The organism is Ectopseudomonas oleovorans, assembly GCF_029845265.1.
GTDB classification, from domain to species: Bacteria; Pseudomonadota; Gammaproteobacteria; order Pseudomonadales; family Pseudomonadaceae; genus Aquipseudomonas; species Aquipseudomonas oleovorans.
In genome coordinates this window covers 87618-113099 of the sequence record NZ_JAOCLK010000006.1, presented here as the reverse complement: position 1 = coordinate 113099, position 25482 = coordinate 87618, and the positions used below count along the sequence as shown (strand labels likewise).

Annotated in this window: 22 protein-coding genes and 1 pseudogene; 7 read left to right on the top strand and 16 right to left on the bottom strand. The window is 64.4% G+C overall.

The features are described 5' to 3' along the window. Window positions 1–144 precede the first annotated feature (144 nt). The 4 genes from hutU to hutI form a co-directional block, all read right to left on the bottom strand. On the bottom strand, window positions 145–1806 hold the full coding sequence (gene hutU / locus N5J71_RS05020; RefSeq protein ID WP_279916440.1) for a urocanate hydratase: 1662 nt from the start codon (window positions 1804–1806) through the stop codon (window positions 145–147). Window positions 1807–1844: 38 nt separating this feature from the next. Beyond that, the gene (locus tag N5J71_RS05015; RefSeq protein ID WP_125834843.1) at window positions 1845–3170 is read right to left on the bottom strand and encodes a YjiH family protein; all 1326 of its coding nucleotides are present in this window, start codon (window positions 3168–3170) and stop codon (window positions 1845–1847) included. A gap of 80 nt (window positions 3171–3250) precedes the next feature. After that, entirely contained in the window at window positions 3251–4186 is a 936-nt protein-coding gene (hutG, locus tag N5J71_RS05010) for a formimidoylglutamase (protein WP_279916439.1), read from the bottom strand. Continuing rightward, the gene (hutI, locus tag N5J71_RS05005; RefSeq protein ID WP_074855426.1) at window positions 4176–5393 is read right to left on the bottom strand and encodes an imidazolonepropionase; all 1218 of its coding nucleotides are present in this window, start codon (window positions 5391–5393) and stop codon (window positions 4176–4178) included. The genes hutG and hutI overlap by 11 nt, the downstream gene beginning before the upstream one ends. Window positions 5394–5619: 226 nt before the next feature. On the opposite strand from hutI, the gene N5J71_RS05000 reads away from it, so the two are divergent. Beyond that, window positions 5620–6216: a HutD/Ves family protein gene (locus tag N5J71_RS05000; protein ID WP_039965266.1), complete on the top strand. Its 597-nt coding sequence runs from the start codon at window positions 5620–5622 to the stop codon at window positions 6214–6216. 52 nt (window positions 6217–6268) lie between these two features. Here N5J71_RS05000 and N5J71_RS04995 read toward each other — a convergent pair whose 3' ends face one another. The 10 genes and pseudogenes from N5J71_RS04995 to bioB form a co-directional block, all read right to left on the bottom strand. After that, the gene (locus N5J71_RS04995; protein ID WP_279916438.1) at window positions 6269–8047 is read right to left on the bottom strand and encodes an acyl-CoA dehydrogenase C-terminal domain-containing protein; all 1779 of its coding nucleotides are present in this window, start codon (window positions 8045–8047) and stop codon (window positions 6269–6271) included. Between the two features lie 164 nt (window positions 8048–8211). Beyond that, a pseudogene (locus tag N5J71_RS04990) lies at window positions 8212–9223 on the bottom strand (diguanylate cyclase domain-containing protein). A gap of 146 nt (window positions 9224–9369) precedes the next feature. Next, entirely contained in the window at window positions 9370–11175 is a 1806-nt protein-coding gene (locus N5J71_RS04985) for a phenylacyl-CoA dehydrogenase (RefSeq protein WP_279916437.1), read from the bottom strand. A 170-nt stretch (window positions 11176–11345) separates the two neighbouring features. Further along, on the bottom strand, window positions 11346–12080 hold the full coding sequence (locus tag N5J71_RS04980) for a putative metalloprotease CJM1_0395 family protein (RefSeq protein ID WP_279916436.1): 735 nt from the start codon (window positions 12078–12080) through the stop codon (window positions 11346–11348). A 52-nt stretch (window positions 12081–12132) separates the two neighbouring features. Further along, on the bottom strand, window positions 12133–12432 hold the full coding sequence (locus N5J71_RS04975) for a hypothetical protein (RefSeq protein WP_003463823.1): 300 nt from the start codon (window positions 12430–12432) through the stop codon (window positions 12133–12135). A gap of 99 nt (window positions 12433–12531) precedes the next feature. Further along, window positions 12532–13218 (bottom strand): dethiobiotin synthase, encoded by a 687-nt coding sequence (bioD, locus tag N5J71_RS04970; protein ID WP_279916435.1) that lies wholly within the window; start codon window positions 13216–13218, stop codon window positions 12532–12534. A gap of 59 nt (window positions 13219–13277) precedes the next feature. Further along, window positions 13278–14099: a malonyl-ACP O-methyltransferase BioC gene (gene bioC, locus N5J71_RS04965; protein WP_279916448.1), complete on the bottom strand. Its 822-nt coding sequence runs from the start codon at window positions 14097–14099 to the stop codon at window positions 13278–13280. A 1-nt stretch (window position 14100) separates the two neighbouring features. Beyond that, window positions 14101–14823, bottom strand: coding sequence for an alpha/beta fold hydrolase (locus tag N5J71_RS04960; RefSeq protein WP_279916434.1), 723 nt, complete (start codon window positions 14821–14823; stop codon window positions 14101–14103). Beyond that, window positions 14816–15985 (bottom strand): 8-amino-7-oxononanoate synthase, encoded by a 1170-nt coding sequence (gene bioF, locus N5J71_RS04955; protein ID WP_279916433.1) that lies wholly within the window; start codon window positions 15983–15985, stop codon window positions 14816–14818. The genes N5J71_RS04960 and bioF overlap by 8 nt, the downstream gene beginning before the upstream one ends. Window positions 15986–16069: 84 nt before the next feature. Next, window positions 16070–17128: a biotin synthase BioB gene (gene bioB / locus N5J71_RS04950; protein WP_279916432.1), complete on the bottom strand. Its 1059-nt coding sequence runs from the start codon at window positions 17126–17128 to the stop codon at window positions 16070–16072. A 196-nt stretch (window positions 17129–17324) separates the two neighbouring features. Between bioB and N5J71_RS04945 the strand changes: the two genes are divergently transcribed. From N5J71_RS04945 to rarD, 5 genes are all read left to right on the top strand, one after another. Further along, on the top strand, window positions 17325–17618 hold the full coding sequence (locus N5J71_RS04945; protein WP_104727934.1) for a hypothetical protein: 294 nt from the start codon (window positions 17325–17327) through the stop codon (window positions 17616–17618). A 43-nt stretch (window positions 17619–17661) separates the two neighbouring features. After that, window positions 17662–18402, top strand: coding sequence for a ComFC family protein (locus N5J71_RS04940; RefSeq protein WP_074855418.1), 741 nt, complete (start codon window positions 17662–17664; stop codon window positions 18400–18402). A gap of 61 nt (window positions 18403–18463) precedes the next feature. After that, on the top strand, window positions 18464–19228 hold the full coding sequence (locus N5J71_RS04935; RefSeq protein ID WP_279916431.1) for a TOBE domain-containing protein: 765 nt from the start codon (window positions 18464–18466) through the stop codon (window positions 19226–19228). Window positions 19229–19420: 192 nt separating this feature from the next. After that, window positions 19421–20395, top strand: coding sequence for a serine/threonine protein kinase (locus N5J71_RS04930; RefSeq protein WP_279870018.1), 975 nt, complete (start codon window positions 19421–19423; stop codon window positions 20393–20395). A 346-nt stretch (window positions 20396–20741) separates the two neighbouring features. Beyond that, window positions 20742–21635 (top strand): EamA family transporter RarD, encoded by an 894-nt coding sequence (gene rarD, locus N5J71_RS04925; RefSeq protein WP_104727940.1) that lies wholly within the window; start codon window positions 20742–20744, stop codon window positions 21633–21635. A 319-nt stretch (window positions 21636–21954) separates the two neighbouring features. On the opposite strand, the gene N5J71_RS04920 is transcribed toward rarD, so the two are convergent. After that, the gene (locus N5J71_RS04920; RefSeq protein WP_074855414.1) at window positions 21955–22473 is read right to left on the bottom strand and encodes a glycine cleavage system transcriptional repressor; all 519 of its coding nucleotides are present in this window, start codon (window positions 22471–22473) and stop codon (window positions 21955–21957) included. A gap of 33 nt (window positions 22474–22506) precedes the next feature. Beyond that, window positions 22507–22956, bottom strand: coding sequence for a GNAT family N-acetyltransferase (locus tag N5J71_RS04915; protein WP_084341430.1), 450 nt, complete (start codon window positions 22954–22956; stop codon window positions 22507–22509). A gap of 302 nt (window positions 22957–23258) precedes the next feature. Here N5J71_RS04915 and N5J71_RS04910 point away from each other — a divergent pair, with 302 nt between their 5' ends. After that, window positions 23259–25436, top strand: coding sequence for a malate synthase G (locus N5J71_RS04910; protein ID WP_279916429.1), 2178 nt, complete (start codon window positions 23259–23261; stop codon window positions 25434–25436). Window positions 25437–25482 lie beyond the last annotated feature (46 nt).

Sequence of the window (25482 nt, the reverse complement as noted above, 5' to 3'; positions counted from 1 at the left end):
AAAGAGCGTGTTCAAAGTCTCGCGAGCTAGAGCCAAACGGTGGCGCAAATGGCTGAGGACGCGGAGTTTACGAGCTGTAAATGAGCAGTCCGAAGTCGTTTGCAACGCCGTTTGGCCGACGCGCAGCAGACTTTGGATATGCTCTCAGCCGATCATCGGCAAATTCAGACCTTGCTCCTTGGCGCAATCGATGGCGATCTGGTAACCGGCATCGGCGTGACGCATCACCCCGGTGCCCGGGTCGTTGGTCAGCACGCGGGCGATACGCGCGGCGGCTTCGTCGGTGCCATCGCAGACGATGACCATACCCGAATGCTGGGAGAACCCCATGCCCACGCCACCGCCGTGGTGCAGCGACACCCAGGTGGCGCCGCTGGCGGTGTTGAGCAGAGCATTGAGCAGCGGCCAGTCGGACACGGCGTCGGAGCCGTCCTGCATCGCCTCGGTCTCGCGGTTGGGGCTGGACACCGAGCCGCTGTCCAGGTGGTCGCGGCCGATGACGATGGGCGCGCTCAGCTCACCCGAACGCACCATCTCGTTGAACGCCAGGCCGAGCTTGGCGCGCTGGCCCAGGCCGACCCAGCAGATACGCGCCGGCAGACCCTGGAAGGCGATGCGCTCGCGGGCCATGTCCAGCCAGCGGTGCAGGTGGGCGTCGTCCGGGATCAGTTCCTTGACCTTGGCGTCGGTCTTGTAGATGTCCTCGGGGTTGCCGGACAGCGCCGCCCAGCGGAACGGGCCGATGCCGCGGCAGAACAATGGGCGGATGTAGGCCGGGACGAAACCGGGGAAGTCGAAGGCATTGCTCACGCCCTCATCAAAGGCCATCTGGCGGATGTTGTTGCCGTAGTCGAAGGTCGGCACGCCCATCTTCTGGAAGTCGAGCATGGCCTGCACATGCAAGGCCATGGACTGCTTGGCAGCCTTGACCACGCCAGCCGGGTCGGTGGCTGCACGATCCTTGTACTCGGCCCAGCTCCAGCCGATCGGCAGGTAGCCATTGAGCGGGTCGTGGGCGCTGGTCTGGTCGGTGACCATGTCCGGGCGCACGCCACGGCGCACCAACTCCGGCAGGATCTCGGCAGCGTTGCCCAGCAGGGCGACGGAGATAGCCTTGCCTTCGGCGGTGTACTTGGCGATGCGCGCCAGGGCGTCGTCCAGATCAGTGGCCTGCTCGTCGACGTAACGGCTGCGCAGGCGGAAATCGATGCTGGTCTGCTGGCATTCGATGTTCAGCGAGCAGGCGCCAGCCAGGGTGGCGGCCAGCGGCTGGGCACCGCCCATGCCACCCAGGCCGGCGGTCAGCACCCAGCGGCCCTTGAGGTTGCCGGCGTAGTGCTGGCGACCGGCTTCAACGAAGGTTTCATAGGTTCCCTGAACGATGCCCTGGCTGCCGATGTAGATCCAGCTGCCGGCGGTCATCTGGCCGTACATGGCCAAGCCCTTGGCGTCCAGCTCGTTGAAGTGCTCCCAGCTCGCCCAATGCGGCACCAGGTTGGAGTTGGCGATCAGCACGCGCGGGGCATTGGCGTGGGTCTTGAACACGCCGACCGGCTTGCCGGATTGCACCAGCAGGGTCTCGTCATCATTCAGGTTGGTCAGGCTCTCGACGATCTTGTCATAGCACTCCCAGTTGCGCGCGGCACGGCCGATGCCGCCGTACACCACCAGCTCCTTGGGGTTCTCGGCCACGTCCGGGTCGAGGTTGTTCATCAGCATGCGCAGCGGCGCTTCGGTCAGCCAGCTCTTGGCGGTGAGCGTGGTGCCGCGCGGGGCGCGGATTTCGGTGTCGCGGAACTTGGTCATGTTGCGGGCTCCTGTGGGAACGGGTCAGTGGTGGGTGGTCAGAGCCAACCCAGAAATTGGGCGAGGTAGGCCAAGGGGATGGCCAACAGCAGGCTGAGCAGGGTGCGCTGCAGCCAGATCAGCAGCAGGTGGCCCAGGCTCAGCGGAATTCGCGTGGCCAGCACGCAGGGAATCGAGGCGGAGAGAAACAGCACGCTGCTGACCGAGACGATGGCGGTGACGAACTTCACCAGCACGTCGGCGTCCTTGAGCAGCATCGCCGGAAGGAACATCTCTGCCAGGCCGGCGGACATGGCGCGCGCCACCTGCATGGGTTCTTCCAGGCCGAACAGCCAGGTCAGCGGGTAGAGCAGCACGCCAAGGGCGTCGAACAGCGGCGTGTACTTGGCAGCGAGCAAGCCAAGCAGGCCGACGGCGAGAATGCTTGGCAGGATGGCGGCGGTCATGCGCAGGCCATCGACGAAGGTTTCGCGCAGCGCCGAGCCCAGCGACGGCGCGTTGCTGGCTTGCTGCATACCGGCGCGCCAGGCGCTGCCCAGGCGGCTTTCACCGGGTTGCAGCTGCGCCTCGGGCGTGGACTCGGACGGCAGGCGCGACAGCGGGTAGATGCGCGCGCTGATCGCGGTGACGGCGAAGGTCACCGCCATGGCGCTCCAGAAATACAGGTTCCACTGGCCCATCAGGCCCAGGGTCTTGGCGATGATCACCATGAACGGCGCCGACACGGTGGAGAACCCGGTGGCGATGATCGCCGCTTCACGCACGCTGTAATGGCCTTGCTGGTACATGCGGTCGGTGATCAACAGGCCCACCGAGTAGCTGCCGACGAAGGACGCCACGGCATCGATGGCCGACTTGCCCGGCGTGCGCCAGATCGGCCGCATCACCGGCTGCATCAGCACGCCGATCAGCTCCAGCAGGCCGAAGCCGATCAGGAACACCAGGGCCAGCGAACCCAGCGGCACGATCAGCGCCAGACTGAGCACCAGCTTCTCGAACAGGAACGGCAGCATGTCCGGCTGGTACAGCGCCTGCGGGCCGAGCTGCAGCAGGTAAGCGGCGCCGATCAGCAGGCCAAACACCTTGAGCACGCTGAATACCGTGTGGGTCAGGCTGCGCCGCCAACTGCCGTCGAGCCAGGGCGCCAGCGCGCCGTAGAGCATGAACAGCAGCGCCACGCCGATCACCAATGGTCGCGCATGCAGTTGCAGGGCGCTGGCAGCGTGGTCGAGGAGGATGGTCGAGCGCCCGGCGATCTCGAACGGCACGAAGAACAGCAGCAGGCCGATCAGGCTGTAACCCAGCAGGCGCGCCAGGGCGCGCGGGCGCGATACGCCGCCGCTCAAGGACAGGGACTCAGACATGACGCGGCTCCTGGCCACGGCGGGCGGTGATGAACATCGGTGTTTCCTCGTAATTGTTGTTGTGCGGGAAGGCGTCGGGCTCAGAGGCTGAGCAGATGAATAAGCCGCGCAGCCACCTTGGCGGTGCGGTTGTCGATGTCGTATTCGGGGTTGAGCTCGGCCAGGTCGGCCAGGCGCAGCTTGCCGCTGGCCTTGAGCCGTTCGAGCAGCGGCTCCAGCAGCTCCAGGCGCACGCCACGGGCGGCTGGCGCGCTGACGCCTGGCGCTTCGCAGGCCGGCAGCACGTCGATGTCGATGGTCAGGTAGAGCGCGTCGCACTCGGCGACGAAGGCGTCCAGCTCAGCACCGATGGCATCGAGTGTCGACTCGCGAATCTGGTGATCCTCACGCACCAGCACGTTCAGCTCGGCGGCGCGGGCGAACAGCGCGCGGGTGTTGCTGGCGCGGCTGACGCCGAGGCAGGCGTAGCGGAACGGCCAGCCGCGTGCGGCACACTGCTCGGCGATCTGCGCGAAGGGCGTGCCGGAGGAATGCACATGGGCCGGGTCGCGCAGGTCGAAATGGGCGTCGAAATTGATGATGCCGATCTTCGGGGCGGCCTGGCCACTGAGATGCTCGGCCAGCCCGGACCAGCTGCCGAAGGCCACTTCATGACCGCCGCCGATCACCAGCGGCAGATGCCCGGCGTCCAGCAGCGCACAGACGTTATGACCGAGGCGGGCCTGCGCCGCTTCCAGATCGCCATCCTCGCAGGTGACGTCACCCGCATCGTAGGCCGGCGCCTGTCGGTGCCAGGCCAGATTGGCCAGGGCCTTGCGCACGCTTTGTGGCGCAGCGGCGGCACCGACGCGACCCTGGTTGCGGCGCACACCTTCGTCGCAGGCAAAACCCAGCAAAGCCAGGCCCGGCTGGCTGTCTTCGGTAAGCGAGCGAATGCGCTGGTGCCAGCGTGCGCTATCGGCTTCCGGGTCGGTTCGACCGCTCCAGGCGGCCATCGAGTGACGATCAGCGGGCATAGGTCACGACTCCATTGAACACGCGCTGGCGCAAACGTCCGGCCTGCACCGCGTAGGCCAGTTCGGCCGGTTGCCGGATATCCCACAGGCACAGATCCGCCGGCGCGCCGACGGCGATGCGGCCGAGGTCGTGCAGGCCGAGGGCGCGGGCGCCGTGGGCGGTCATGCCGGCCAGGGCTTCGCGTGGGGTGAGACGAAACAGGGTGCAGGCCAGGTTGGCCATCAGCGTGGGCATGCAGATCGGCGAGGTGCCGGGGTTGGCATCGCTGGCCACCGCCATCGGTACGCCGTACTGGCGCAATAGCGCGATGGGCGGCAACTGGGTTTCGCGCAGCACGTGGAAGGCACCGGGCAGCAGCACGGCAACGGTGCCGGCCTCGGCCATGGCGCGCACGCCAGCCTCGTCGAGGTATTCGATATGGTCGGCGGACAGCGCACCGTAACGTGCGGCCAGGGCACTGCCGCCGAGGTTGGACAGTTGCTCGGCATGCGCCTTGATCGCCAGGCCATGGGCGCGGGCTGCCTGGAACACGCGTTCGCACTGCGCCGGGGAAAAGCCGATGCCCTCGCAGAATACGTCCACCGCATCGGCCAACCGCTCACGGGCAGCGGCCGGGATCATCTCGTCGCAGACCAGGCTCACGTAGTCGTCAGCGCGGCCGGCGTATTCCGGCGGCAAGGCATGGGCACCGAGCAGCGTGGTCAGCACCCGTACCGGACGCAGTTCGCCGAGACGGCGGGCCACGCGCAGCATCTTCAACTCACTTTCGACGGTCAGACCGTAACCGGACTTGATCTCCAGCGTGGTCACACCATCGGCCAGCAGCGCATCGAGACGCGGCAGGCTGGCGGCGATCAGTTCGTCCTCGCTCGCTGTACGAGTGGCGCGCACGCTGCTGAGAATGCCGCCACCGTTGCGGGCGATGGTTTCGTAGCTGACACCTTCCAGGCGCTGCTCGAACTCTCCAGCGCGGTTGCCGGCATAGACCAGATGGGTGTGGCAGTCGACCAGGCCTGGGGTCATCACGCCGCCGCTCCCCACCTCGACTGCACCTTGAGCCAGCGCCTCGTCGAAGGTGCGCGACGGCCACAGACCGGCAATGCGACCGTCCTCGACCAGCACGTTCATCGCCTCGTCCAGCTGCGCCAGGCCATCGAAGACCTGCACATCGCGCCAGAGCTGTTTCGAGGTGGAATGCATCGGCATGGGATTCTCCCGGCTTGTTTTGTATATACAATATGAGTGGATCGAATCGGCGTCAAGCCGGGAGCAACAGCCTGACCTTATGATCACAAGACCAGACAAGGCATGTGCAGTACGGCTTGATACCCTGAATAGAGCGTTACCGGCCTCTGTCTGGAGACATCTTCGCCGACCTTGCGATCGGAACCGTTTGTCGCCCAGCCACTATGTATATACATTTGGAGAGATCATGCCCTGCACCCTGCTCGACCCCGCAACTGCCCGCGCAATGCCCTGGAAGAACGGTGGCGGCTCCACCGTGGAATTGGCCATCTCGCCAGTGGGTGCCGGCCTGGAGGATTTCGCCTGGCGCATCAGCACTGCGCAGGTGGCGGTGGATGGTGCCTTTTCCAGCTTCCCGGACATCGACCGCAGCCTGGCCGTGCTCGCCGGTAACGGCGTGTGCCTGCACCGCGCCGACGGGCAGCGCGAAATGCTGCTCAGCGGTGGCGCCATAGCGGTGTTCGGCGGCGAAGAGGCGATCAGCGCCCATCTGCTGGACGGCCCGATCACCGACCTCAATCTGATGACCCGACGAGGCCACTGGACGCATCAGGTGCAGTTGCTGAAATGGCAGGGAACCCGAAGGCTGGAGAACGATGCGGCGGTGATGCTGCTGCTGTGGAATGGGGGCCAGACCGCAGTCGACGTGAATGCTGGCGGCGCGATGCACCCGCTAACGGCGGGCAATGGCCTGCTGATCGAGAACGAACCCGGCCAATTACACCTGCACGCACACCGCCCCGCCCTTCTCTACGTGGCCTGGCTGAACCCGTGCGCACACTGAAATAAAAAGCCCCGGCGCGCGGGCCGGGGCTCATTTGTGCGCGGTAGCGTGATCAGAACTGCGCAGCATCCAGCAGATACAGCGATTCGCTACCGGCCTTGACCGACGCACTCAGCGAGTGAATGCGCGGCAGCAAGCGGGCGAAGTAGAAGCGCGCGGTACCCAGCTTGCTGGCGTAGAAATCGTCCTGATCTTCCTTGCCCAACGCTGCCCGAGCCATCAACGCCCACATATAGGCATAGGCGGTGTAGCCGAACACGTGCAGGTACTCCACCGAGGCCGCACCGATTTCGTTGGGGTTGCCCTTGGCACGGTCCAGTACCCAGGCGGTCAGCTCGTCGAGGTTGTGCACGGCAGCTGCCAGCGGCTTGGTGAACTCGGCGAGGTTGGCGTCAGCCGAAGCGACGAAGGCCTTGATCTCGTCGGCCAGGTGCTTGTAGAAGCTGCCGCCGCTGCCAACGATCTTGCGCCCCATCAGGTCCAGCGACTGGATGCCGTTGGTGCCTTCGTAGATCTGGGTGATGCGGCAATCCCGAACAAGCTGCTCCTGGCCCCACTCGCGGATGAAGCCGTGGCCGCCGAAGATCTGCTGGCCATGCACGGTGGTTTCCAGCGCCATGTCGGTGAGGAAGGCCTTGGCCACCGGGGTCAGCAGCGCCACCAGCTCGTCGGCACGCTTGGCGGTGTCCTTGTCCTCGCTGTACTTGGCAGTGTCGAGCTGCATGGCGACGTAGCTGGAGAAGGCGCGACCACCCTCGTTCAGCGCTTTCATGGTCAGCAGCATACGGCGCACGTCCGGGTGCACGATGATCGGGTCGGCGGCTTTGTCCTTGGCCACCGGGCCGGTCGGCGCGCGGCTCTGGATACGCTCGCGGGCGTACTCGATGGCGCTCTGGTAGCTGCGCTCGCCCAGGGCCAGGCCCTGGATGCCAACGCCCAGGCGCTCGTAGTTCATCATGGTGAACATGGCGTTGAGGCCCTTGTTCACTTCGCCAACCAGATAGCCGATGGCGCCGTCGAAGTTCATCACGCAGGTGGCCGAAGCCTTGATGCCCATCTTGTGCTCGATGGAGCCGCAGCCCAGAGCATTGTTCTCGCCCAGCGAGCCGTCGGCATTGACCATGACCTTGGGTACGATGAACAGCGAGATACCTTTCGGGCCAGCCGGCGCGTCGGGCAGCTTGGCCAGCACCAGGTGGATGATGTTCTCGGTCAGGTCGTGCTCGCCACCGGTGATGAAGATCTTGGTGCCGCTGATCTTGTAACTGCCATCGGCCTGGGGTTCGGCCTTGGTGCGGATGATGCCCAGATCGGTGCCGGCATGCGGTTCGGTCAGGCACATGGAGCCGGCCCAGACGCCGGCGTACATGTTCGGCAGGTACTGCGCCTTCAGCTCTTCGCTGGCGTGGTTGAGGATCGACAGGCAGGCGCCGGCGGTCAGCATCGGGTACAGGCCGAAGGACAGGTTGGCCGAGTTGACCATTTCCTCGACCTGGGCGCCGATCACCTTGGGCATGCCCATACCGCCGAACTCCGGCGAACCACCAACACCGACCCAGCCACCCTCGGCGTAGGTCTGGTAGGCCTCGGGGAAGCCGGCCGGGGTTTTCACCGCGCCGTTGTCCCAGGAGCAGCCTTCTTCGTCACCGCTGCGGTTCAGCGGGGCGATGCTGCCCGCCGTGACTTTGCCAGCTTCTTCCAGGATGGCACTGGCGGTCTCGGCATCGACCACCTCGGCCAGGGCCGGCAGCTCGGCCCAGAGCTTGGAGACTTCGAATACTTCATTGAGCACGAAGCGCATGTCGCGCAGGGGGGCTTTGTAATCGGCCATGACACATCCTCGAAAACGGACTTACGTGAGAGGGCCGAGTTTACTTGAACAACTTTATAGACACATAGGGTCTTGTTGTGACCAGCAGTTCACAGGCGGTCACTAACTATCTGATTGACTGAGGGCAAGGAAAACCCCTGCTGACCGCTCGTCTGCCAGCGCAGCTATTCGCGCCCGGCGGTCAGTTTCACAGCTCCGCGACGCTGGCCAGCGCTACGGATGCAATTGCGCCCGGCGGCCTTGGCGCTGTACAGCGCCTTGTCCGCCTCCTTGATGACCTCCTGCAGCGTGCGTTGCTCGACCTGACGCTCGGCGACGCCCATGCTCACGGCCACCGACACCTCGCTGGCGGCCTTGCCGGCCCGGCACTACTTGCCTTCGCGGTCATTACGCGGGCGGCGTTGCGGATCACGCAGTTGCATGCGGTACTGCTCGATGGCCAGATGCACTGCCTCGATGTGCGGCAGGGATTGCTCCACGCTCTTGCCGGGAAACAGCAAGGTGAACTCCTCACCGCCATAACGGTAAGCCTTGCCGCCACCGCACTATGCTGATCATCACCTGCAACGCGTTGGCCAGGATGAACACCAGCGGCAACATCCACAGCAGACCGCACAGCCCCACTAATTGCGCCGCGTGCAGTGGCCTGGGCTTGCAGATAGACCAATTGCGCCAGGTTCATTCAGGCACCATGCAGCGACGGCCAGTGAATCTGTGCCAGCCAGTCGGGGATACCCTGTAGATAACGCCGCGCCAGACCAAAGGCCAGCGCGCTGACTGCCAGCAGCACCAAGGCGCGGGCGAACATGTCCTGCGCCAGGTGCGTGCGCTCCTCCCAGCAGCCGTAGAGGGCATAGAACAGTGGTAGCAACAGATAGATCAGGTGAAAGACCAGCGCCGCATCACCGCGTCTCTGGCCATTGCCTGGGAAGTGATCGACCTGGATATCCAGCAGAAAGTAGCCGACATACAGCGCCAGCAGCAGAAACACCTCGCGCTGATGCCATAGGCCAGACAGAAGGAGCCGCCAAGCAGCAACAGCAGCGTCGGCAATACATTAAACAGGGAGAGGAAGAACTCGCTCAGCACTGGCAGCAGAGCAGCCACTATCCCACCAGCCAGCAAAGGCTGCGACGTGAAGAAGTGACTGAGGCGCAGATTGGCCGGACGGTTCACGCTGGCATCCCGGGCGGAAGACGCAGTCATTCTGCCTGCTTCGATTCCTGAAAACAGCGACAGAATGCGACATTCGCTGCAATGCGAAGTGCGAAAACGACAACGCCGCCCCAAAGGGCGGCGCTGTCGTGCTACCGATGAAGGACTCAGAAGCCCAGAGCGAAATGCTCTTCATCCATCTCCATCAGGTTGCTGGCGCCCGACAGCATGGCTTCGACGTGCGCGCGGGTACGCGGCAGGATGCGCGCGTAGTAGAAGCGGGCAGTCTGCAACTTGGCCTTGTAGAAAGCCTCGTCATCAGTACCGGCAGCCAGCTTCTCGGCAGCCAGGCGCGCCATGTCGGCCCAGAAGTAGGCCAGGCAGGCGTAGCCGGAGTACATCAGGTAGTCCACGGAGGCGGCACCAACTTCCTCGCGATCTTTCATCGCGGCCATGCCGATCTTCATGGTGATGTCGCCCCACTCCTTGTTCAGCTTGGCCAGCGGCTCGACGAATTCCTTGACGGAGTCGTTGCCCTCGTTGGCCTGGCAGAACTTGTGGACGATCTTGGTGAAGTTTTTCAGCGCGCCGCCCTGAGTCATCAGCACCTTGCGGCCCAGCAGGTCGAGCGCCTGAACGCCGGTGGTGCCTTCGTACATCATGGAGATGCGGCAGTCACGCAGGTTCTGCTCCATGCCCCACTCGCTGATGAAGCCGTGGCCACCATAGATCTGCATGCCGTGAGAAGCGGACTCGAAGCCCACTTCGGTCATGAAGGCCTTGGCGATCGGGGTCAGGAAAGCCAGCAGTTCGTCGGCAGCTTTCTTCTCTTCTTCGTCCTGGCTGTGCTGAACGATGTCCACCTGCTTGGCGGTGAAGTAGACCATGGCGCGGTTGCCTTCGGCGAACGCCTTCATGGTCAGCAGCATGCGGCGTACGTCCGGGTGCACGATGATCGGGTCAGCGGCTTTTTCCGGCGCTTTCGGGCCAGTCAGCGAACGCATCTGCAGACGCTCGCGAGCGTACTTGATGCCACCCTGGAAGCCGACTTCGGCGTGGGCCAGGCCTTGCAGCGCGGTACCCAGGCGAGCGGTGTTCATGAAGGTGAACATGCAGTTCAGGCCCTTGTTGGCCGGGCCAATCAGGTAGCCAGTGGCGCCGTCGAAGTTCATCACGCAGGTGGCGTTACCGTGGATGCCCATCTTGTGCTCGATGGAGCCACAGGAAACGGCGTTGCGCTCGCCTACGCCGCCTTCGGCGTTCGGCAGGAACTTCGGCACGATGAACAGCGAGATACCCTTGGTACCGGCCGGCGCATCGGGCAGACGGGCCAGAACGATATGGACGATGTTCTCGGCCATGTCGTGCTCACCCGCGGAGATGAAGATCTTGGTACCGGAGACTTTGTAGCTGCCGTCGGCCTGCGGTTCGGCCTTGGTGCGCAGCATGCCCAGGTCGGTACCGCAATGCGGCTCGGTCAGGCACATGGTGCCGGTCCACTCGCCGGAAACCAGTTTGGTCAGGTAGGTGTGCTTCTGCTCGTCGGTGCCGTGAGCGCTCAGGGTGTTCATCGCGCCGTGGGAGAGGCCCGGGTACATACCCCAGGACCAGTTGGCCGAACCGACCATCTCGCTGACAGCCAGACCGAGCGACTCAGGCAGACCTTGGCCGCCATGCTCGACGTCATGGGCCAGGCTCGGCCAGCCGCCTTCAACGAACTGCTGATAGGCCTCTTTGAAGCCAGTCGGGGTTTTCACACCGGATTCGCTCCAGGTGCAGCCCTCGATGTCACCCACACGGTTCAGCGGAGCCAGAACCTGCTCGCAGAACTTGGCGCCTTCTTCGAGGATGGCGTCGACCATGTCCGGCGTGGCGTCCTGGCAGCCTGGCAGGCTCTGGTAGTGAGCTTCATAGCCCAGCAGCTCGTCACGAACGAAACGAATGTCACGCAAGGGGGCCTTGTAGTCAGGCATAACGGTAAACCTCTGCGGTGGATTCCTAGTAGTTGGGGTGACCGGCTTTGGCGGTCGCTTTCGGGATCACTCCCGGCTGCCTGGCCACGGGGCTGCGGCCGAAGCAATCAAACAGGCGTTTGAAACATACGTTTACGCCACCCCCTTGTCAAGCGCTGCCAATCGTCCGGCTACGCGACCAGATCGATGCGCGATTCAGGCGCTGGCAGTTCGCCCATGCGCCGATACAGATCAAGACCAGGCGCTGGCGGCAATGCCTGCTGCGACTGCTCGGCGGGCTGGTCTTCAGCCTCACGCGCCTCGTCGCGGGCTTTACGCTCCTCGACGACGGTGGTGGCGGCTTCTCGCCGCTGCTCGGCCAGTTCGACCCGCGCCTGCGCCGCCTGCGCCTGGGCCAGGGCGGCGACGCGCAGATCCTGCGGGGAAGGCTCAACGGGGGCGAGCGCCGCGCGCAGGACGATCTCCATCTTGCGCAACGTGGCGGCGGGATCATTGGGAACGAGAGCCGTGTCGATGCTGACTTCGCCGGAAACGGCATAGCGCTGCCCGTCCGGGCCGCGTTTGAAACTGTATGTCGGCGCACCGGCGTACTGGCCACCTACGGCAGCGTGCGCCTGTTCGTGAGTACGCACTTCGCGGTCACGCTGCGCCAGCTCGGTGATTTCCAGTTGCTGCTGGCGCTGCTCCCGAGGGCTGGGTTCGGATTTGTCAGCGCCTGTTGCTGCGCTATCGCGATCAGCCTCTTCGCGTCCGGAGGCTGGTGAGTCGGCCTGCTGTTCCTGCTGCGCCGCTAAGGGTGCCTGGTCGGCACGGGCAATGTCAGGAGAAACTTCGGGCGACAGTGGCCTGGCCGAACTGACGGACGGCGCGAGGAGGAAAGGTGGCAGGCTGCTGCCAATCTGCATGAGCGCCCTCCTGCCCCCTTGCCGGCAGCGAGGGCGGCCGGGGTAGAACTGCTTACGCGCGGGTATCGATCAGCGTACCCAACACCTCATCGGCGGTGTCAACGACGCGCGCATTGGCACGCACTTCGTTTTCAGCGGCACGCAATGTCACCAGGCTTTCGGTCAGGTCGGGACGGCTACGCTCGGCAACCTGCGAGCTGGGGTTGACCTGATTTTGTGGCGGGGTCTGCGTCGCCTGCTGCGCCGGATTGACGGTATTGCTGGCAATATCGGCAGCAGCCTGATCGGCACGGCGTTGGCCGGACTGGATACCGTTCAGACCCGACCGGAATGCGTTGGCAGAGATTTCCATCGGCAACCCCCTGAGGGCTGTAGAACCTAGACAATCCTATTGAAGCAGAAACCGGCTAAAAAACGTACAGGCAAAAGGCTATGGTCCGTTTACTGTTTATTACCAGTCTGCCAGTAACTCGAGATTCAGGTGCGCCGCCACGGCGGCTGCGTTCGCCTGGGCCAGGTGCGGCACACGCCCCAGGCAGGGCGCCGGCAGGCGCTCGCAGAGCGTGGCGAGATTCTCTTCCAGGCGGGCGGTTTTCGGCTCGACGATATTGGCCACCCAGCCGGCCAGTGGCAACCCGTCACGCGCGATGGTTTCAGCACTCAGCAGCGCGTGATTGATACACCCCAGGCGTACGCCCACCACCAGAATCACCGGCAGGCCGAGGGCAATGGCCAGATCCGAGAGGTTTTCCTCACCGGCCAGGGGCACGCGCCAGCCACCGGCGCCTTCCACCAGCGAGAAGTCCGCCCCCTTGGCCAGAATCGTCTGCACCGCCGGCAAGAGGCTGGCGACATCCAGCCTGACACCCGCCTCACGGGCCGCCAGATGTGGCGCAATGGCCGGCGCGAAGGCAAATGGGTTGACCTCTTCATAGCGCAGCGGCAACGAACACTGGGCGAGCAAAGCCAGCGCGTCGTCGTTGCGCAAACCGTCGGCGGTGCGTCTGCAACCGGAAGCGACCGGCTTGGCCGCGGCGGTGCTCAGACCCTGCTGGCGCGCCGCATGGAGTAGGCCAGCGGCAATAGTGGTCTTGCCGATTTCGGTATCCGTTCCGGTGACGAAGTAGGCTTGGGTCATCTGATATTCCCGTAGGAGCGAGCTCTGCTCGCGAAGCGTGTTGGCGAGCGAGGCTGTTTCTATGAAGGTTTCTGCAGCACGCCGTACACCACCTGATAGGTCGCCGGCAGCCCTTGTGCCTGACGAAAACACTCGTAAGCCTCGATCAGCGCACGAATGCGTGAGCGCCCGGTCAATCCGCCCGGTCGCCCCGGGTTGAGGTTGTGTGCGCCGAGTTCCTTCAGCGACGTGGTCAGGCTGCGTAGATCGGGAAAATGCAGCACCTCAGCCTCGCGCTGCAGCGTCAATACCTGCAAGCCACTGGCCGCGCACAGCTGCTGGTAATCCTCGAAGCGGCGAAAACGATTGACGTGGACGAAACCATCGACCGCCAGCCAACTGTCACGCAGCTCCTGCAGGGTTCCGACGCAGAGACTGGTGAACGCCAGCACCCCGCCGGGACGCAATACCCGCTGCGCTTCACTCAGCACCCGCGGGAAATCGCCGCACCATTGCAGCGCCAAACTGGAGAACAACAGGTCGACGCTGGCGTCGTGCAACGGCAGGGCTTCGGCATCGCCGGCGATAAAGTGCGCAGCGCCGCCCTGCGGCCTGGCATGGCGCAGCATACCCTCGGCGATATCCAGCGCCAGCCCTTCGCCCTGCGCATAACGCCCGGCCAGGACACGGGTGAAGTGGCCCGTGCCGCAGCCCAGGTCCAGCCAGCGCTGCACCGGCAATTCGGCCGGCACGCGCGCCAGCAACTGCGTACCAACACTGCGCTGCAGCTCGGCCACCGCGTCATAGCTGGCTGCCGCGCGGGAAAAGGAAGCGGCGACCTGACGCTTGTCCGGCAGCGCATAGGGTGCGCCGTGCGCAGCAGAAGACGGACACGCACACATCTCAGGCATCACAGGCCTCGCGGATAAAATCGAGCATCAGGGCCGCCAACACATCGGCCTGTTCAAGCACGAAGGCATGACCGCAGTCCTCCAGCACATCCACCTCACCTGCTGGCAGCAGCGCCAGCAGCTCAGAGGCAACGGCGGCCGGCACCAGCGCGTCCTGTTCGGCCAGCAGGTGCAGTTGTGGCCCGCTGAACGCCGTCAGCGTCGCGCGGTTGTCCAGGCTGGCCAGCAGGCGCAGCCCGGCCAGCAAGGCCGGCTCGTCGCCGGTCACCAGATGGCCTTGCAGCTGTCGTGACAGGGCGCGCACATCAGCACCACCCTGGGCGCAGAGCATGGCGAAACGCTTGAGCGTGGCGCTGCCGTTGTGCTGACAGCCTTCATGGAAGGCGGCATGGGTCTGCGCCGACATCGCCGTCGGCCAGGCATCACTGGCAACGAAGCAGGCATTGCTTGCCAGGCTGATCAGGCCACGACAACGCGCGCCGCGCCGCGCCGCCAGGGCAGCAGCCAACATGCCACCCAGCGACCAGCCGGCCAGCCAGCAATCCAGCGGCAGGCGTGTATCCAGCTCGTCGAGCCAGTCAGCAACGGCGGCACTGTTCAGACGTGGCAGGGGCGGCACCTGTACGTTCAGCTCAGCCCCCAGGGCCTCGGCCAATGGCTGCAACACGGCGCCATCCAGGCCCCAGCCTGGCAGCAGTATCAACGTCTCACGCATCGGCGCGTACCTGCGGCCAGCACTCGGCAAGCGCTTCGAGCAGCAGCTCAAGCTGTGCATCGCTGTGCGCGGCAGACAGCGTCACACGTAACCGCGCGCTGCCAGCCGGCACGGTGGGCGGACGGATGGCACCAACCAGCAGGCCGCGCGCCTTGAGCAACGCTGACAGCTTGAGCGCACGCGCGCTGTCACCGACCAGAATCGGCTGAATCGGCGTGGGGCTGTCCATCAGGCTCAGGCCGATTTCAGCGGCGCACTGCCGAAAGCGGGCGATCAACCGCTGCAGGTGTTCACGGCGCCAGTGTTCGCTGCGCAGCAGCTCCAGGCTCTTCAACGTGGCGCAGGCCACGGCAGGCGGCTGACTGGTGGTGTAGATGTAGGGCCGGGCGAACTGGGTCAGCGTTTCGATCAACGCCTCGCTGCCGGCGACGAAGGCGCCAGCGGTGCCAAAGGCCTTGCCCAGGGTGCCGACCAGCACCTGCACGTCATCCTGGCCCAGACCGAAGTGCTCGACGATACCGCCGCCCGTGGCGCCCAGCGGGCCAAAACCGTGAGCATCGTCGACCATCACCCAGGCCTGCGCGGCACGCGCCTCGGCGCACAGGGCCGGTAGATCGGCCAGGTCGCCGTCCATGCTGAACACACCATCAGTGACCACCAGGCAGTTGCCAGTGACCTTGCGCAGGCGATTGACCAGGCTCACCGCATCGTTGTGCAGGTAGCGAGAGAAACGCGCTCCCGAGAGCAGCCCGGCATCGAGCAGCGAAGCATGGTTGAGGCGATCCTGCAGCACACTGTCGCCCTGCCCGACCAGCGCGGTGACCACCGCCAGGTTGGCCATGTAACCGGTGGAGAACAACAGTGCACGCGGCCGACCGGTAAAGGCAGCCAATGCTTCTTCCAGCTCGTGATGCGGGGTACAGTGGCCGATCACCAGATGCGAGGCACCACCGCCGACGCCCCATTTTTCCGCGCCCTGCTGCAGCGCAGCGATGACGTCGGGGTGATTGGCCAGACCGAGATAGTCATTGGAGCAAAAGGCCAACAGGTGCTGACCGTCCACCTGCACCAGCGGCCCCTGCGGGCTCTGCAGCAACGGCCGCTGGCGGAACAGGTCGGCGGCCTGGCGCTCGGCCAGGCGGGCGGATAAATCGAAAGGCATATGCATACCCTATAGGAGCCGGCTGTGCCGGCGATTAGCGGCAGTCGCAATCGCCAGCAAGCTGGCTCCTACATAAACAGCGGTTTAGGCCGAAGCGGCGTTGTAGAACAGCTGGGAATCGCGCTGCTCGATCAGCGCCTGCTCGATGGCCGCCTGGTGCACCTCGTCGGCATGCTCCTCACGCTCTTGCGGCTTGATGCCGAGGCGCTTGAACAGGGCCATGTCCTTGTCCGCCTGCGGGTTGGCGGTGGTCAGCAACTTCTCGCCGTAGAAGATCGAGTTGGCGCCGGCCATGAAGGCCAGGGCCTGCATCTGCTCGTTCATCTGCTCGCGACCGGCGGACAGGCGCACGTGGGATTTCGGCATCATGATCCGCGCCACGGCCAGGGTGCGGATGAAGTCGAAGGGGTCGACGTCCTTCTCCTCGGCCAGCGGCGTGCCCTTGACCTTGACCAGCATGTTGATCGGCACCGATTCCGGGTGTTCCGGCAGGTTGGCCAACTGGATCAGCAGCCCGGCGCGATCATCCACCGATTCGCCCATGCCGAGGATGCCGCCGGAGCAGATTTTCATCCCCGCCTCGCGCACGTAGGCCAGGGTTTGCAGGCGCTCGCCGTAGGTGCGGGTGGTGATGATGTTGCCGTAGAACTCCGGCGAGGTATCGAGGTTGTGGTTGTAGTAGTCCAGCCCCGCTTCGGCCAGCGCCTGGGTCTGCTCCTGGTCGAGGCGACCGAGGGTCATGCAGGTCTCCAGGCCGAGCTTCTTCACGCCTTTGACCATTTCCAGCACGTAGGGCATGTCCTTGGCCGATGGGTGCTTCCACGCCGCGCCCATGCAGAAACGGGTGGAGCCGATGGCCTTGGCCTCGGCGGCCGCCTCCAGCACCTTCTGCACTTCCATCAGCTTTTCCTTGTCCAGGCCGGTGTTGTAGTGGCCGGACTGCGGGCAGTACTTGCAGTCTTCCGGGCAGGCGCCGGTCTTGATCGACAGCAGGGTCGAGACCTGCACGCGGTTCGGGTCGAAGTGCTGGCGATGGACGCTCTGCGCCTGGAACAGCAGGTCGTTGAAAGGCTGCTCGAACAGCGCGCGAACCTCGGCGAGGCTCCAGTCGTGGCGGGTGGTGATTTCGGCGGTTGCGCTCATCTGAGAAGTCCTTCGACGCTTGGTGGCATCTGTTGTCAGGCCCACACGGGGCATTCAGGCTTTGGCCATCATAAGTGGCGATTGGATGCTGTCAACCACGACAAAGACACAGGTTTACATATGATCAAATAATAACCAATAGAACTTATGTCATGGCATAAGGCCCAATGCTTACCCCTCCCACAGGATGTTCTGCATGCAGGTTGAAGGTTTTTTTGAAGGACTCGGCGAAGCGCTGGGTCGCGCCATCCGTTTCATCGTCGACATGTTGTCCGGCGCGCTAGGCGCCATGGCCGATGCCATCGACGACTTTCTCCAGGGTATGGCCAGGGCCATTGGCATGGACGTGTCGATCTTCAGCATCATCCTGCTGATCATCGGTCTGCTGTTCTTGTTCGGCGGCGCTCGTTCACTGCTGCGCGGCTCGATCATCGGCGGGGTGATCTGGCTGTTTCTCGGCCTGATCGTCATGGGCTGGCTCATCCGCTGACGCGAACTACACTTCTGGCACCACCGCTCATGGATGAGCCGCGATGCCATTGTTCGACCCAACCCTTCTGCAACGCCTCCCCTGGCTGCGACCGCGCCGCCATTGCCAGCTTTGCGACGAAACCACCGATCACCCCACGCACGTGGTCTGCACGGCCTGCGAGGCCGAGTTGCCGTGGCTCGGTGCGCACTGCCAGATCTGTGCGGTGCCATTGCCGGCCCACGGCATGATCTGCGGCGCCTGCCAGAACAAGCCGCCAAGTTTCAGCCGTGTGGAAGCGCCCTGGCGCTATGCCTTTCCCGTCGACAATCTGATCACCCGCTTCAAGCACCAGGCGCAATGGCCGCACGGTCGTCTGCTCGCCGAACTGCTGGCTGAACACCTTAGCCATGCCTATGACGAAGGCCTGCCACGACCACAGGCGCTGCTGCCGGTGCCGCTGGCCCGCAAGCGCCAGCGACGACGCGGCTTCAATCAGGCACAGATGCTCGCCGACTGGCTGGGCGCCAGCCTCCACCTGCCGGTGCAACAAGACTGGCTCCAGCGCCGCGTCGATACACCCGCACAGCAAGGGCTGGATGCCGCAACGCGCAAGCGCAATCTGCGTCAGGCCTTCAGCCTGGAACTGCAAGCCAAGGTCGCCGGCGCTCATCTGGCGCTGGTCGACGACGTGCTCACCACCGGCGCCACGGCGGGCGTGCTCGCCCACCTGCTGCGTCGCGCGGGCGCACTGCGCGTCGATGTGTATTGCCTGGCACGCACGCCACGACCGGGCGATGGCTGACTTGACGCGCCAGGCGCAGTCACGCACCTTGCCCGACATTCTCCCTGGCCACGCCTGAACCATGTCGCAGCTCGATTCCATTGCCCAATTGCTCAGCCGCCGCCCGAAACGCCTGGCGCTGCTCGAGCAGATCGCCGAACAAGGCTCCATCACCCGCGCCGCCAAGGCCGCCGGACTGAGCTACAAGGCCGCCTGGGACGCCATCGATGAGCTGAACAACCTCTCAGAGCAGCCACTGGTCAGCCGCAATGTCGGCGGCAAAGGTGGCGGTGGCGCACGCCTGACACCCGCTGGCGAGCGCCTGCTGGCACTGCAACAACGCCTGCAGGCGCTGCAGGTGCAACTGCTGCAGGCCGCCGGTGACGACGCCGACCTGGCGCTGCTCGGCCGCCTGATGCTGCGCACCAGCGCGCGTAACCAACTGACCGGCCGTGTCCGCGCGATTCACCCCCACGGGCACAACGATCTGATCGACATCGAACTACCAGGCGGCAGCCACCTGCAGGCGCAGATCACCCATGACAGCACGGAAAACCTGCAATTGAGCGAAGGCAGCAGCGTGGTCGCGCTGATCAAAGCAGGCTGGCTGGAATTGCAACCGCTACAGGCTCCCCGCACAGCACAGCACAACGCACTCGAAGGCCATATCGAACAGATTCTGCCGGCCAACGATGGCCCCAGCGAAGTACGCGTGAGCCTGAGCAACGGCCAGACCCTGTGCGCATCAATCGAACCCGAGCGCCTGGCAGCCCTGAGGCTGACGGTGGGCGATCCGGTGCGTGCGCAGTTCACTGCCAGTCAGGTGCTGCTCGGTACGCAACTGTAGGGCGGGTACAACCCGCCAGCACCGTAGCCCAATGAAATCCGGGAAGTTCGCATAGGCGTGCCCCGGATTTCATCCGGACTACAAGGCTACAGGGCGAATGCAGCCGCCAGTCATTTCAACGGCGGGTTGCACCCGCCCTACGGCAAGCGCATCCGCCAGGTACACTGGGCGCCCACTCACACGGAGCCGCTCATGAGCCATCCTTTTTCCACCCTCACCCCGGATCTGGTGCTCGATGCCGTGGAGAGCCTTGGCTATCTCAGCGACGCCCGCGTATTGGCACTCAACAGCTACGAGAACCGCGTCTATCAAGTCGGTATCGAGAATGAAACGCCGCTGATCGCCAAGTTCTATCGCCCGGACCGCTGGAGCGATGCGGCGATCCGCGAGGAGCATAGTTTCAGCGCCGAGCTGGCCGAACACGAGGTCCCGGTGGTGGCGCCACTGGCGCGCGATGGCGAGACGCTGTTCGAGCACGGTGGCTTCCGCTTCGCCCTGTTCCCGCGCCGGGGTGGCCGGGCGCCGGAGCCGGGCAACCTCGACCAACTGTACCGCCTCGGCCAGTTGCTCGGACGCATGCACGCCATCGGTGCCAGCCGTCCGTTCGCACACCGCGAAAGCCTGACTGTGGACAACTTTGGCCACGCCGCCCTGGCCTCGCTGCTCGACGGCGGCTTCGTGCCGCGCAGCCTGCTGCCTGCCTACGAGTCGGTCGCTCGCGATCTGCTCGCGCGCCTGGATGAATTGTTCAGCCGCGTGCGCTACTCGCCGATTCGCCTGCACGGCGACTGCCACCCGGGCAACCTGCTGCACCGCGATGATGCCTTCCATATGGTCGACCTCGACGACTGCCGCATGGGCCCGGCGGTACAGGATCTGTGGATGATGCTGGCCGGCGAGCGTCATGAACGCCTCGGTCAGTTGGCCGAACTGGTCGACGGTTATCAGGAATTCCATGACTTCGCCGCCCGCGAGCTGCCACTGATCGAGGGCCTGCGTGCCCTGCGCCTGATGCATCACAGCGCCTGGATCGCCCGCCGCTGGGACGACCCGGCATTCCCCCTGGCCTTCCCTTGGTTTGCCGGCGAGCGCTACTGGGGCGACCAGATTCTCGCCCTGCGCGAACAGATGGCAGCTCTGGATGAAGAGCCGCTGCGGCTGTTCTGAGCCGATGAGATCCGGGACCGCAGCTCCCGGATTGCATCCGGCTACGCACTGAAGATTTTGCGGCCGAAGCGAAATGCCGCCCAGCCGCTCCTACAGGTGTTCACCGGCCCCGTAGGAGCGGCTTCAGCCGCGATGCTTTCGGTTCCATCCCAGGGCTCCGGATTGCATAAGGGCTACCAGCGACCGCGCCCCCCGTATGACCAATACAGTTGCACACGCCGCGTAAAGTTTGCCTTACGACTTTGCCGGCGCTTCGGTATACGGAAAAACTGAACGAACAGACAAGCCCTGAAGCAGAGCGCTAGAATTCCGCGGCAACCGTTAGCTGCCTAACCAAGGATTCTCGATGGCTACCGCCAACCCGCAACGCGGGTACGTTCTGGGCCTTACCGCCTACATCATCTGGGGCCTGTTCCCACTCTACTTCAAAGCCCTGCAAAGCGTTCCGGCGATGGAAATCATCGTGCACCGCGTGCTCTGGTCCGCACTGTTCGGCGGCCTGCTGCTGCTCGTGTGGAAGCACCCTGGCTGGTGGCGCGAGCTGCGCGACAATCCCAAACGCCTGGCAGTGCTGGCCGGCTGCGGCCTGCTGATCGCGACCAACTGGCTGGTGTACGTGTGGGCGGTGAACAATGGCCGCATGATCGAGGCCAGCCTGGGCTACTACATCAACCCGTTGATCAACGTGTTGCTCGGCCTGCTGATTCTCGGCGAGCGCCTGCGCCGCCTGCAGTGGCTGGCCGTGGCGCTGGCCGCGCTGGGCGTGCTGCAGCAGCTATGGCAGGTCGGCAGCCTGCCCTGGGTGTCGCTGGTGCTGGCGCTGACCTTCGGCTTCTACGGATTGATTCGCAAGCAGGCGCCCGTGGCAGCCCTGCCCGGGCTGGTGGTGGAAACCTGGCTGCTGGTGCCGGTAGCGTTGGCCTGGCTCGCTCTGCACCCTGCAGCGATGAGCAGCCAGGCAAGTTTCTGGACCAGCAGCGAAGCACTGTGGCTGGCAGCCGCCGGGCCGATCACCCTGGTGCCGCTGGTGTGCTTCAACGCCGCGGCGCGGCATCTGCCCTACACCACGCTGGGCTTCCTGCAATACCTGGCTCCGACCCTGGTACTGCTGCAGGCCATCCTGCTGTTCGATGAGCATTTCTCGCCGAGCACCCTGCTGGCGTTCGCCTGCATCTGGGCCGGGCTTTTTGTATACAGCCTGGATATCTGGCTGAACCTGCGCAAGCGGCGCAGCGCGTAAGCGCTGGTGCGCACGGCGCACCCTATGACCGAGCGCAGGCGGATCTGCGAACCTCGTAGGGTGTCGCGGGGCCGCCCAGGCTATGCGCACTGGCATCGAAAGGGCGTTGAGCAGAAAACGCTCAAGCATCGCCAGGCCGCGCCAGCCTTGGCGCGGCGCCTGTCACCCCCGGCTTATCCACAGATCCATCCCCGGCATTTGTGCACAAACCATTGATCCTGCTGCATTTTTAGCCAGCCAATGAAAAACCCCGGGGCACTAGGCAGTGCGCCGGGGCTCCCCAATTTATCCACAGGCTGATCCACGTATACCGGGGATATCAATCCTCAGCGCGCAGATTCAGCTCCACCATCAGGTCATCGGCCAGGGTTTCCAGGCGTGCCTGCAATTGCTCCAGCGCCAGCGTTTCCGGCACGGCCAGCAGTGCTTCGGCGGTGAACAGCAACTCGCCGCTCATCGGCGCTGGCGCCACCTCGGTCAGCAGGCTCTCCAGGTTGACACCCTGCTCGGCCAGCACACGGGTGATATCACGGACGATACCGGGTCGGTCATTACCCACAAGCTCCAGACGAATCGCAGTGAAACGCCCGCCCGGCTCGCTGCCGCTGGCCGCCAGCTGCACACGAATACCCTGTGCACTGAGCGCTTCGAGCTCCTTGATCAGGCCGCCGTGGGCCTCGGCCGGCACATCCACCCGCACGATTCCGGCGAACTGCCCGGCCATGCGCGCCATACGGCTCTCCAGCCAGTTGCCACCATGATTGGCCACGCAGCCGGCCAGACGCTCGACCAGACCCGGTTGGTCCTCGGCAATCACCGTCAGTACCAGATGGTCCATGTACTACCTCACTCGTTTACAGGATTGGGAAGGTCAGCCGCGTAGCGACAACCAGTAGGTGAAGAACTGCTCGTCACGCACGTAGCCAAGACGCTCGTAAAGACGCCGAGCAGCCAGGTTGGTCTGCGCCGTTTCCAGTTGCAGACCGCAGGCCCCGCTCACCTCGGCATGGGCGCGGGCAGCCTTCATCAGCGCCTCGCCAACGCCTGAGCGGCGCGCGCTTTCATCGACATATAGATCGCTGAGCAACCAGGCCGGTTCCAGTGCCAACGAAGAATGAAAGGGGTAGAGCTGCACGAAGCCCTGCGCGGCGCCCTGCTCGCTCCGGGCGATGAACAACTGCGAATCCCCGCGCTGCAGGCGCAGACCAAGGAAGGCGGCAATCTCCGCCTCGTCGCGCGGCACTCGATAAAAGCGCAGATAGCCAGCAAACAGACGGGTGAGATCGGCAAGGTCGGCAGCAACAGCAGCAGATACCGTCATGGCGGGCTCCAGGATGCTCGAAAAGCAGTATAGGCGAGGAGGCGTAGGCCATATTGGCGCGGTTGTCAGTGCCCATTCAATTAATCGTGTACATTTTTGCATATTTTATGGGACAATAGTGCAATTTTTTGAATACATAAAGTATCGATCGTGACCGCGAATAGCCTTTTGGTCGCAGACTGACGCTACCCAGCTGCATTTCCCCAGGATCTTGATGTAGTATGCCGCGCTTTGGACTACAAGACGGAAAACCCGTCTCCAAAGCGGCTATTGAGTAGAGCTCAGAGAGAGTGAGGCAAGTGATGACTGAACGCGTTCAAGTCGGTGGCCTGCAGGTCGCCAAAGTCCTGTACGACTTCGTGAACAACGAAGCCATTCCCGGTACCGGCATCGCTGCCGACCAGTTCTGGGCCGGTGCCGCTGCGGTCATCAAGGACCTGGCGCCGAAGAACCGTGCCCTGCTGGCCAAGCGCGACGAGCTGCAGGCACAGATCGATGCCTGGCACCAGGCGCGCAAGGGCCAGGCCCATGACGCCGCTGCCTACAAGGCCTTCCTCCAGGAGATCGGCTACCTGCTGCCGGAGCCGGAAGACTTCCAGGCCACCACTGCCAATGTCGACGAAGAGATCGCCCGCCTGGCCGGCCCGCAGCTGGTGGTGCCGGTGATGAACGCGCGCTTCGCCCTGAACGCCTCCAACGCCCGCTGGGGCTCGCTGTACGACGCACTCTACGGCACCGACGTGATCAGCGAAGAAGGTGGCGCCGAGAAGGGCAAGGGCTACAACAAGGTCCGTGGCGACAAGGTCATCGCCTTCGCCCGCGCCTTCCTCGACGAAGCCGCGCCGCTGGCTGCCGGCTCGCACGTCGACTCCACCGGTTATGCCATCGTCGACGGCAAGCTGGTCGTTGCCCTCAAGGGCGGCAGCAACAGCGGCCTGCGTGACGACGCGCAACTGGTCGGTTTCCAGGGCGAGGCCAGCGCACCGATCGCCGTGCTGCTCAAGCACAACGGCCTGCACTTCGAAATCCAGATCGATGCCTCCAGCCCCATCGGCAGCACCGACGCCGCCGGCGTCAAAGACGTGCTGATGGAAGCCGCGCTGACCACCATCATGGACTGCGAAGACTCCGTCGCCGCCGTCGATGCCGACGACAAGGTGGTGGTCTACAAGAACTGGCTGGGCCTGATGAAGGGCGACCTGGCCGAGGAAGTGTCCAAGGGCGGCAGCACCTTCACCCGCACCATGAACCCGGACCGGGTCTACACCAAGCCGGACGGCTCCGAGCTGACCCTGCACGGCCGCTCGCTGCTGTTCGTGCGCAACGTCGGCCACCTGATGACCAACCCGGCCATCCTCGACGCCGAAGGCAACGAGATTCCGGAAGGCATCCAGGACGCACTGTTCACCAGCCTGATCGCGGTGCACAACCTGATCGGCAACACCACGCGCAAGAATACCCGCACCGGCAGCGTGTATATCGTCAAACCGAAGATGCACGGCCCGGAAGAAGTCGCCTTTACCAGCGAAATCTTCGCCCGCGTCGAGGATGTGCTGGGCCTGGCCCGCAACACCCTGAAAGTCGGCATCATGGACGAGGAGCGCCGCACCACCGTCAACCTCAAGGCGTGCATCAAGGCTGCCAGCGAGCGCGTGGTGTTCATCAACACCGGCTTCCTCGACCGCACCGGTGACGAGATCCACACTTCCATGGAGGCCGGCGCCGTGGTGCGCAAGGCCGCCATGAAGAGCGAGACCTGGATCGGCGCCTACGAGAACAACAACGTCGACGTCGGCCTGGCCACCGGCCTGCAGGGCCGTGCGCAGATCGGCAAGGGCATGTGGGCCATGCCGGACCTGATGGCCGCCATGCTCGAGCAGAAGATCGCCCACCCGCTGTCCGGCGCTAACACCGCCTGGGTGCCCTCGCCGACCGCCGCCACCCTGCACGCGCTGCATTACCACAAGGTTGACGTGTTCGCCCGTCAGGCCGAACTGGCCAAGCGCGCCCCGGCGTCGGTTGACGACATCCTGACCATCCCGCTGGCCAAGGACACCAGCTGGAGCGACGAGGAAATCCGCAACGAGCTGGACAACAACTCGCAAGGCATCCTCGGTTACGTGGTGCGCTGGATCGACCAGGGCGTCGGCTGCTCCAAGGTGCCGGACATCAACGATGTCGGCCTGATGGAAGACCGCGCCACCCTGCGCATCTCCAGTCAGTTGCTGGCCAACTGGCTGCGCCACGGCATCGTTACCGAAGCGCAGGTGGTCGAAAGCCTCAAGCGCATGGCACCGGTGGTCGATCGCCAGAACGCCAACGACCCGCTGTATCGCCCGATGGCCCCGGATTTCGACAACAACGTCGCCTTCCAGGCCGCGCTGGAGCTGGTCATCGAGGGCACCAAGCAGCCCAACGGCTACACCGAGCCGGTGCTGCATCGCCGTCGTCGCGAATTCAAGGAAAAGAACGGCCTGTGATTCGCCTGGCACCTCGACCATAAAAAACCGCCCTTCGGGGCGGTTT

Excerpts from the sequence above, each read along its gene's own strand:
- hutU (WP_279916440.1), bottom strand. The coding sequence starts at position 1,806 with ATGACCAAGTTCCGCGACACCGAAATCCGCGCCCCGCGCGGCACCACG.
- N5J71_RS05015 (WP_125834843.1), bottom strand. The coding sequence starts at position 3,170 with ATGTCTGAGTCCCTGTCCTTGAGCGGCGGCGTATCGCGCCCGCGCGCC.
- hutG (WP_279916439.1), bottom strand. The coding sequence starts at position 4,186 with ATGCCCGCTGATCGTCACTCGATGGCCGCCTGGAGCGGTCGAACCGAC.
- hutI (WP_074855426.1), bottom strand. The coding sequence starts at position 5,393 with ATGCCGATGCATTCCACCTCGAAACAGCTCTGGCGCGATGTGCAGGTC.
- N5J71_RS05000 (WP_039965266.1), top strand. The coding sequence starts at position 5,620 with ATGCCCTGCACCCTGCTCGACCCCGCAACTGCCCGCGCAATGCCCTGG.
- N5J71_RS04995 (WP_279916438.1), bottom strand. The coding sequence starts at position 8,047 with ATGGCCGATTACAAAGCCCCCCTGCGCGACATGCGCTTCGTGCTCAAT.
- N5J71_RS04985 (WP_279916437.1), bottom strand. The coding sequence starts at position 11,175 with ATGCCTGACTACAAGGCCCCCTTGCGTGACATTCGTTTCGTTCGTGAC.
- N5J71_RS04980 (WP_279916436.1), bottom strand. The coding sequence starts at position 12,080 with ATGCAGATTGGCAGCAGCCTGCCACCTTTCCTCCTCGCGCCGTCCGTC.
- N5J71_RS04975 (WP_003463823.1), bottom strand. The coding sequence starts at position 12,432 with ATGGAAATCTCTGCCAACGCATTCCGGTCGGGTCTGAACGGTATCCAG.
- bioD (WP_279916435.1), bottom strand. The coding sequence starts at position 13,218 with ATGACCCAAGCCTACTTCGTCACCGGAACGGATACCGAAATCGGCAAG.
- bioC (WP_279916448.1), bottom strand. The coding sequence starts at position 14,099 with ATGTGTGCGTGTCCGTCTTCTGCTGCGCACGGCGCACCCTATGCGCTG.
- N5J71_RS04960 (WP_279916434.1), bottom strand. The coding sequence starts at position 14,823 with ATGCGTGAGACGTTGATACTGCTGCCAGGCTGGGGCCTGGATGGCGCC.
- bioF (WP_279916433.1), bottom strand. The coding sequence starts at position 15,985 with ATGCCTTTCGATTTATCCGCCCGCCTGGCCGAGCGCCAGGCCGCCGAC.
- bioB (WP_279916432.1), bottom strand. The coding sequence starts at position 17,128 with ATGAGCGCAACCGCCGAAATCACCACCCGCCACGACTGGAGCCTCGCC.
- N5J71_RS04945 (WP_104727934.1), top strand. The coding sequence starts at position 17,325 with ATGCAGGTTGAAGGTTTTTTTGAAGGACTCGGCGAAGCGCTGGGTCGC.
- N5J71_RS04940 (WP_074855418.1), top strand. The coding sequence starts at position 17,662 with ATGCCATTGTTCGACCCAACCCTTCTGCAACGCCTCCCCTGGCTGCGA.
- N5J71_RS04935 (WP_279916431.1), top strand. The coding sequence starts at position 18,464 with ATGTCGCAGCTCGATTCCATTGCCCAATTGCTCAGCCGCCGCCCGAAA.
- N5J71_RS04930 (WP_279870018.1), top strand. The coding sequence starts at position 19,421 with ATGAGCCATCCTTTTTCCACCCTCACCCCGGATCTGGTGCTCGATGCC.
- rarD (WP_104727940.1), top strand. The coding sequence starts at position 20,742 with ATGGCTACCGCCAACCCGCAACGCGGGTACGTTCTGGGCCTTACCGCC.
- N5J71_RS04920 (WP_074855414.1), bottom strand. The coding sequence starts at position 22,473 with ATGGACCATCTGGTACTGACGGTGATTGCCGAGGACCAACCGGGTCTG.
- N5J71_RS04915 (WP_084341430.1), bottom strand. The coding sequence starts at position 22,956 with ATGACGGTATCTGCTGCTGTTGCTGCCGACCTTGCCGATCTCACCCGT.
- N5J71_RS04910 (WP_279916429.1), top strand. The coding sequence starts at position 23,259 with ATGACTGAACGCGTTCAAGTCGGTGGCCTGCAGGTCGCCAAAGTCCTG.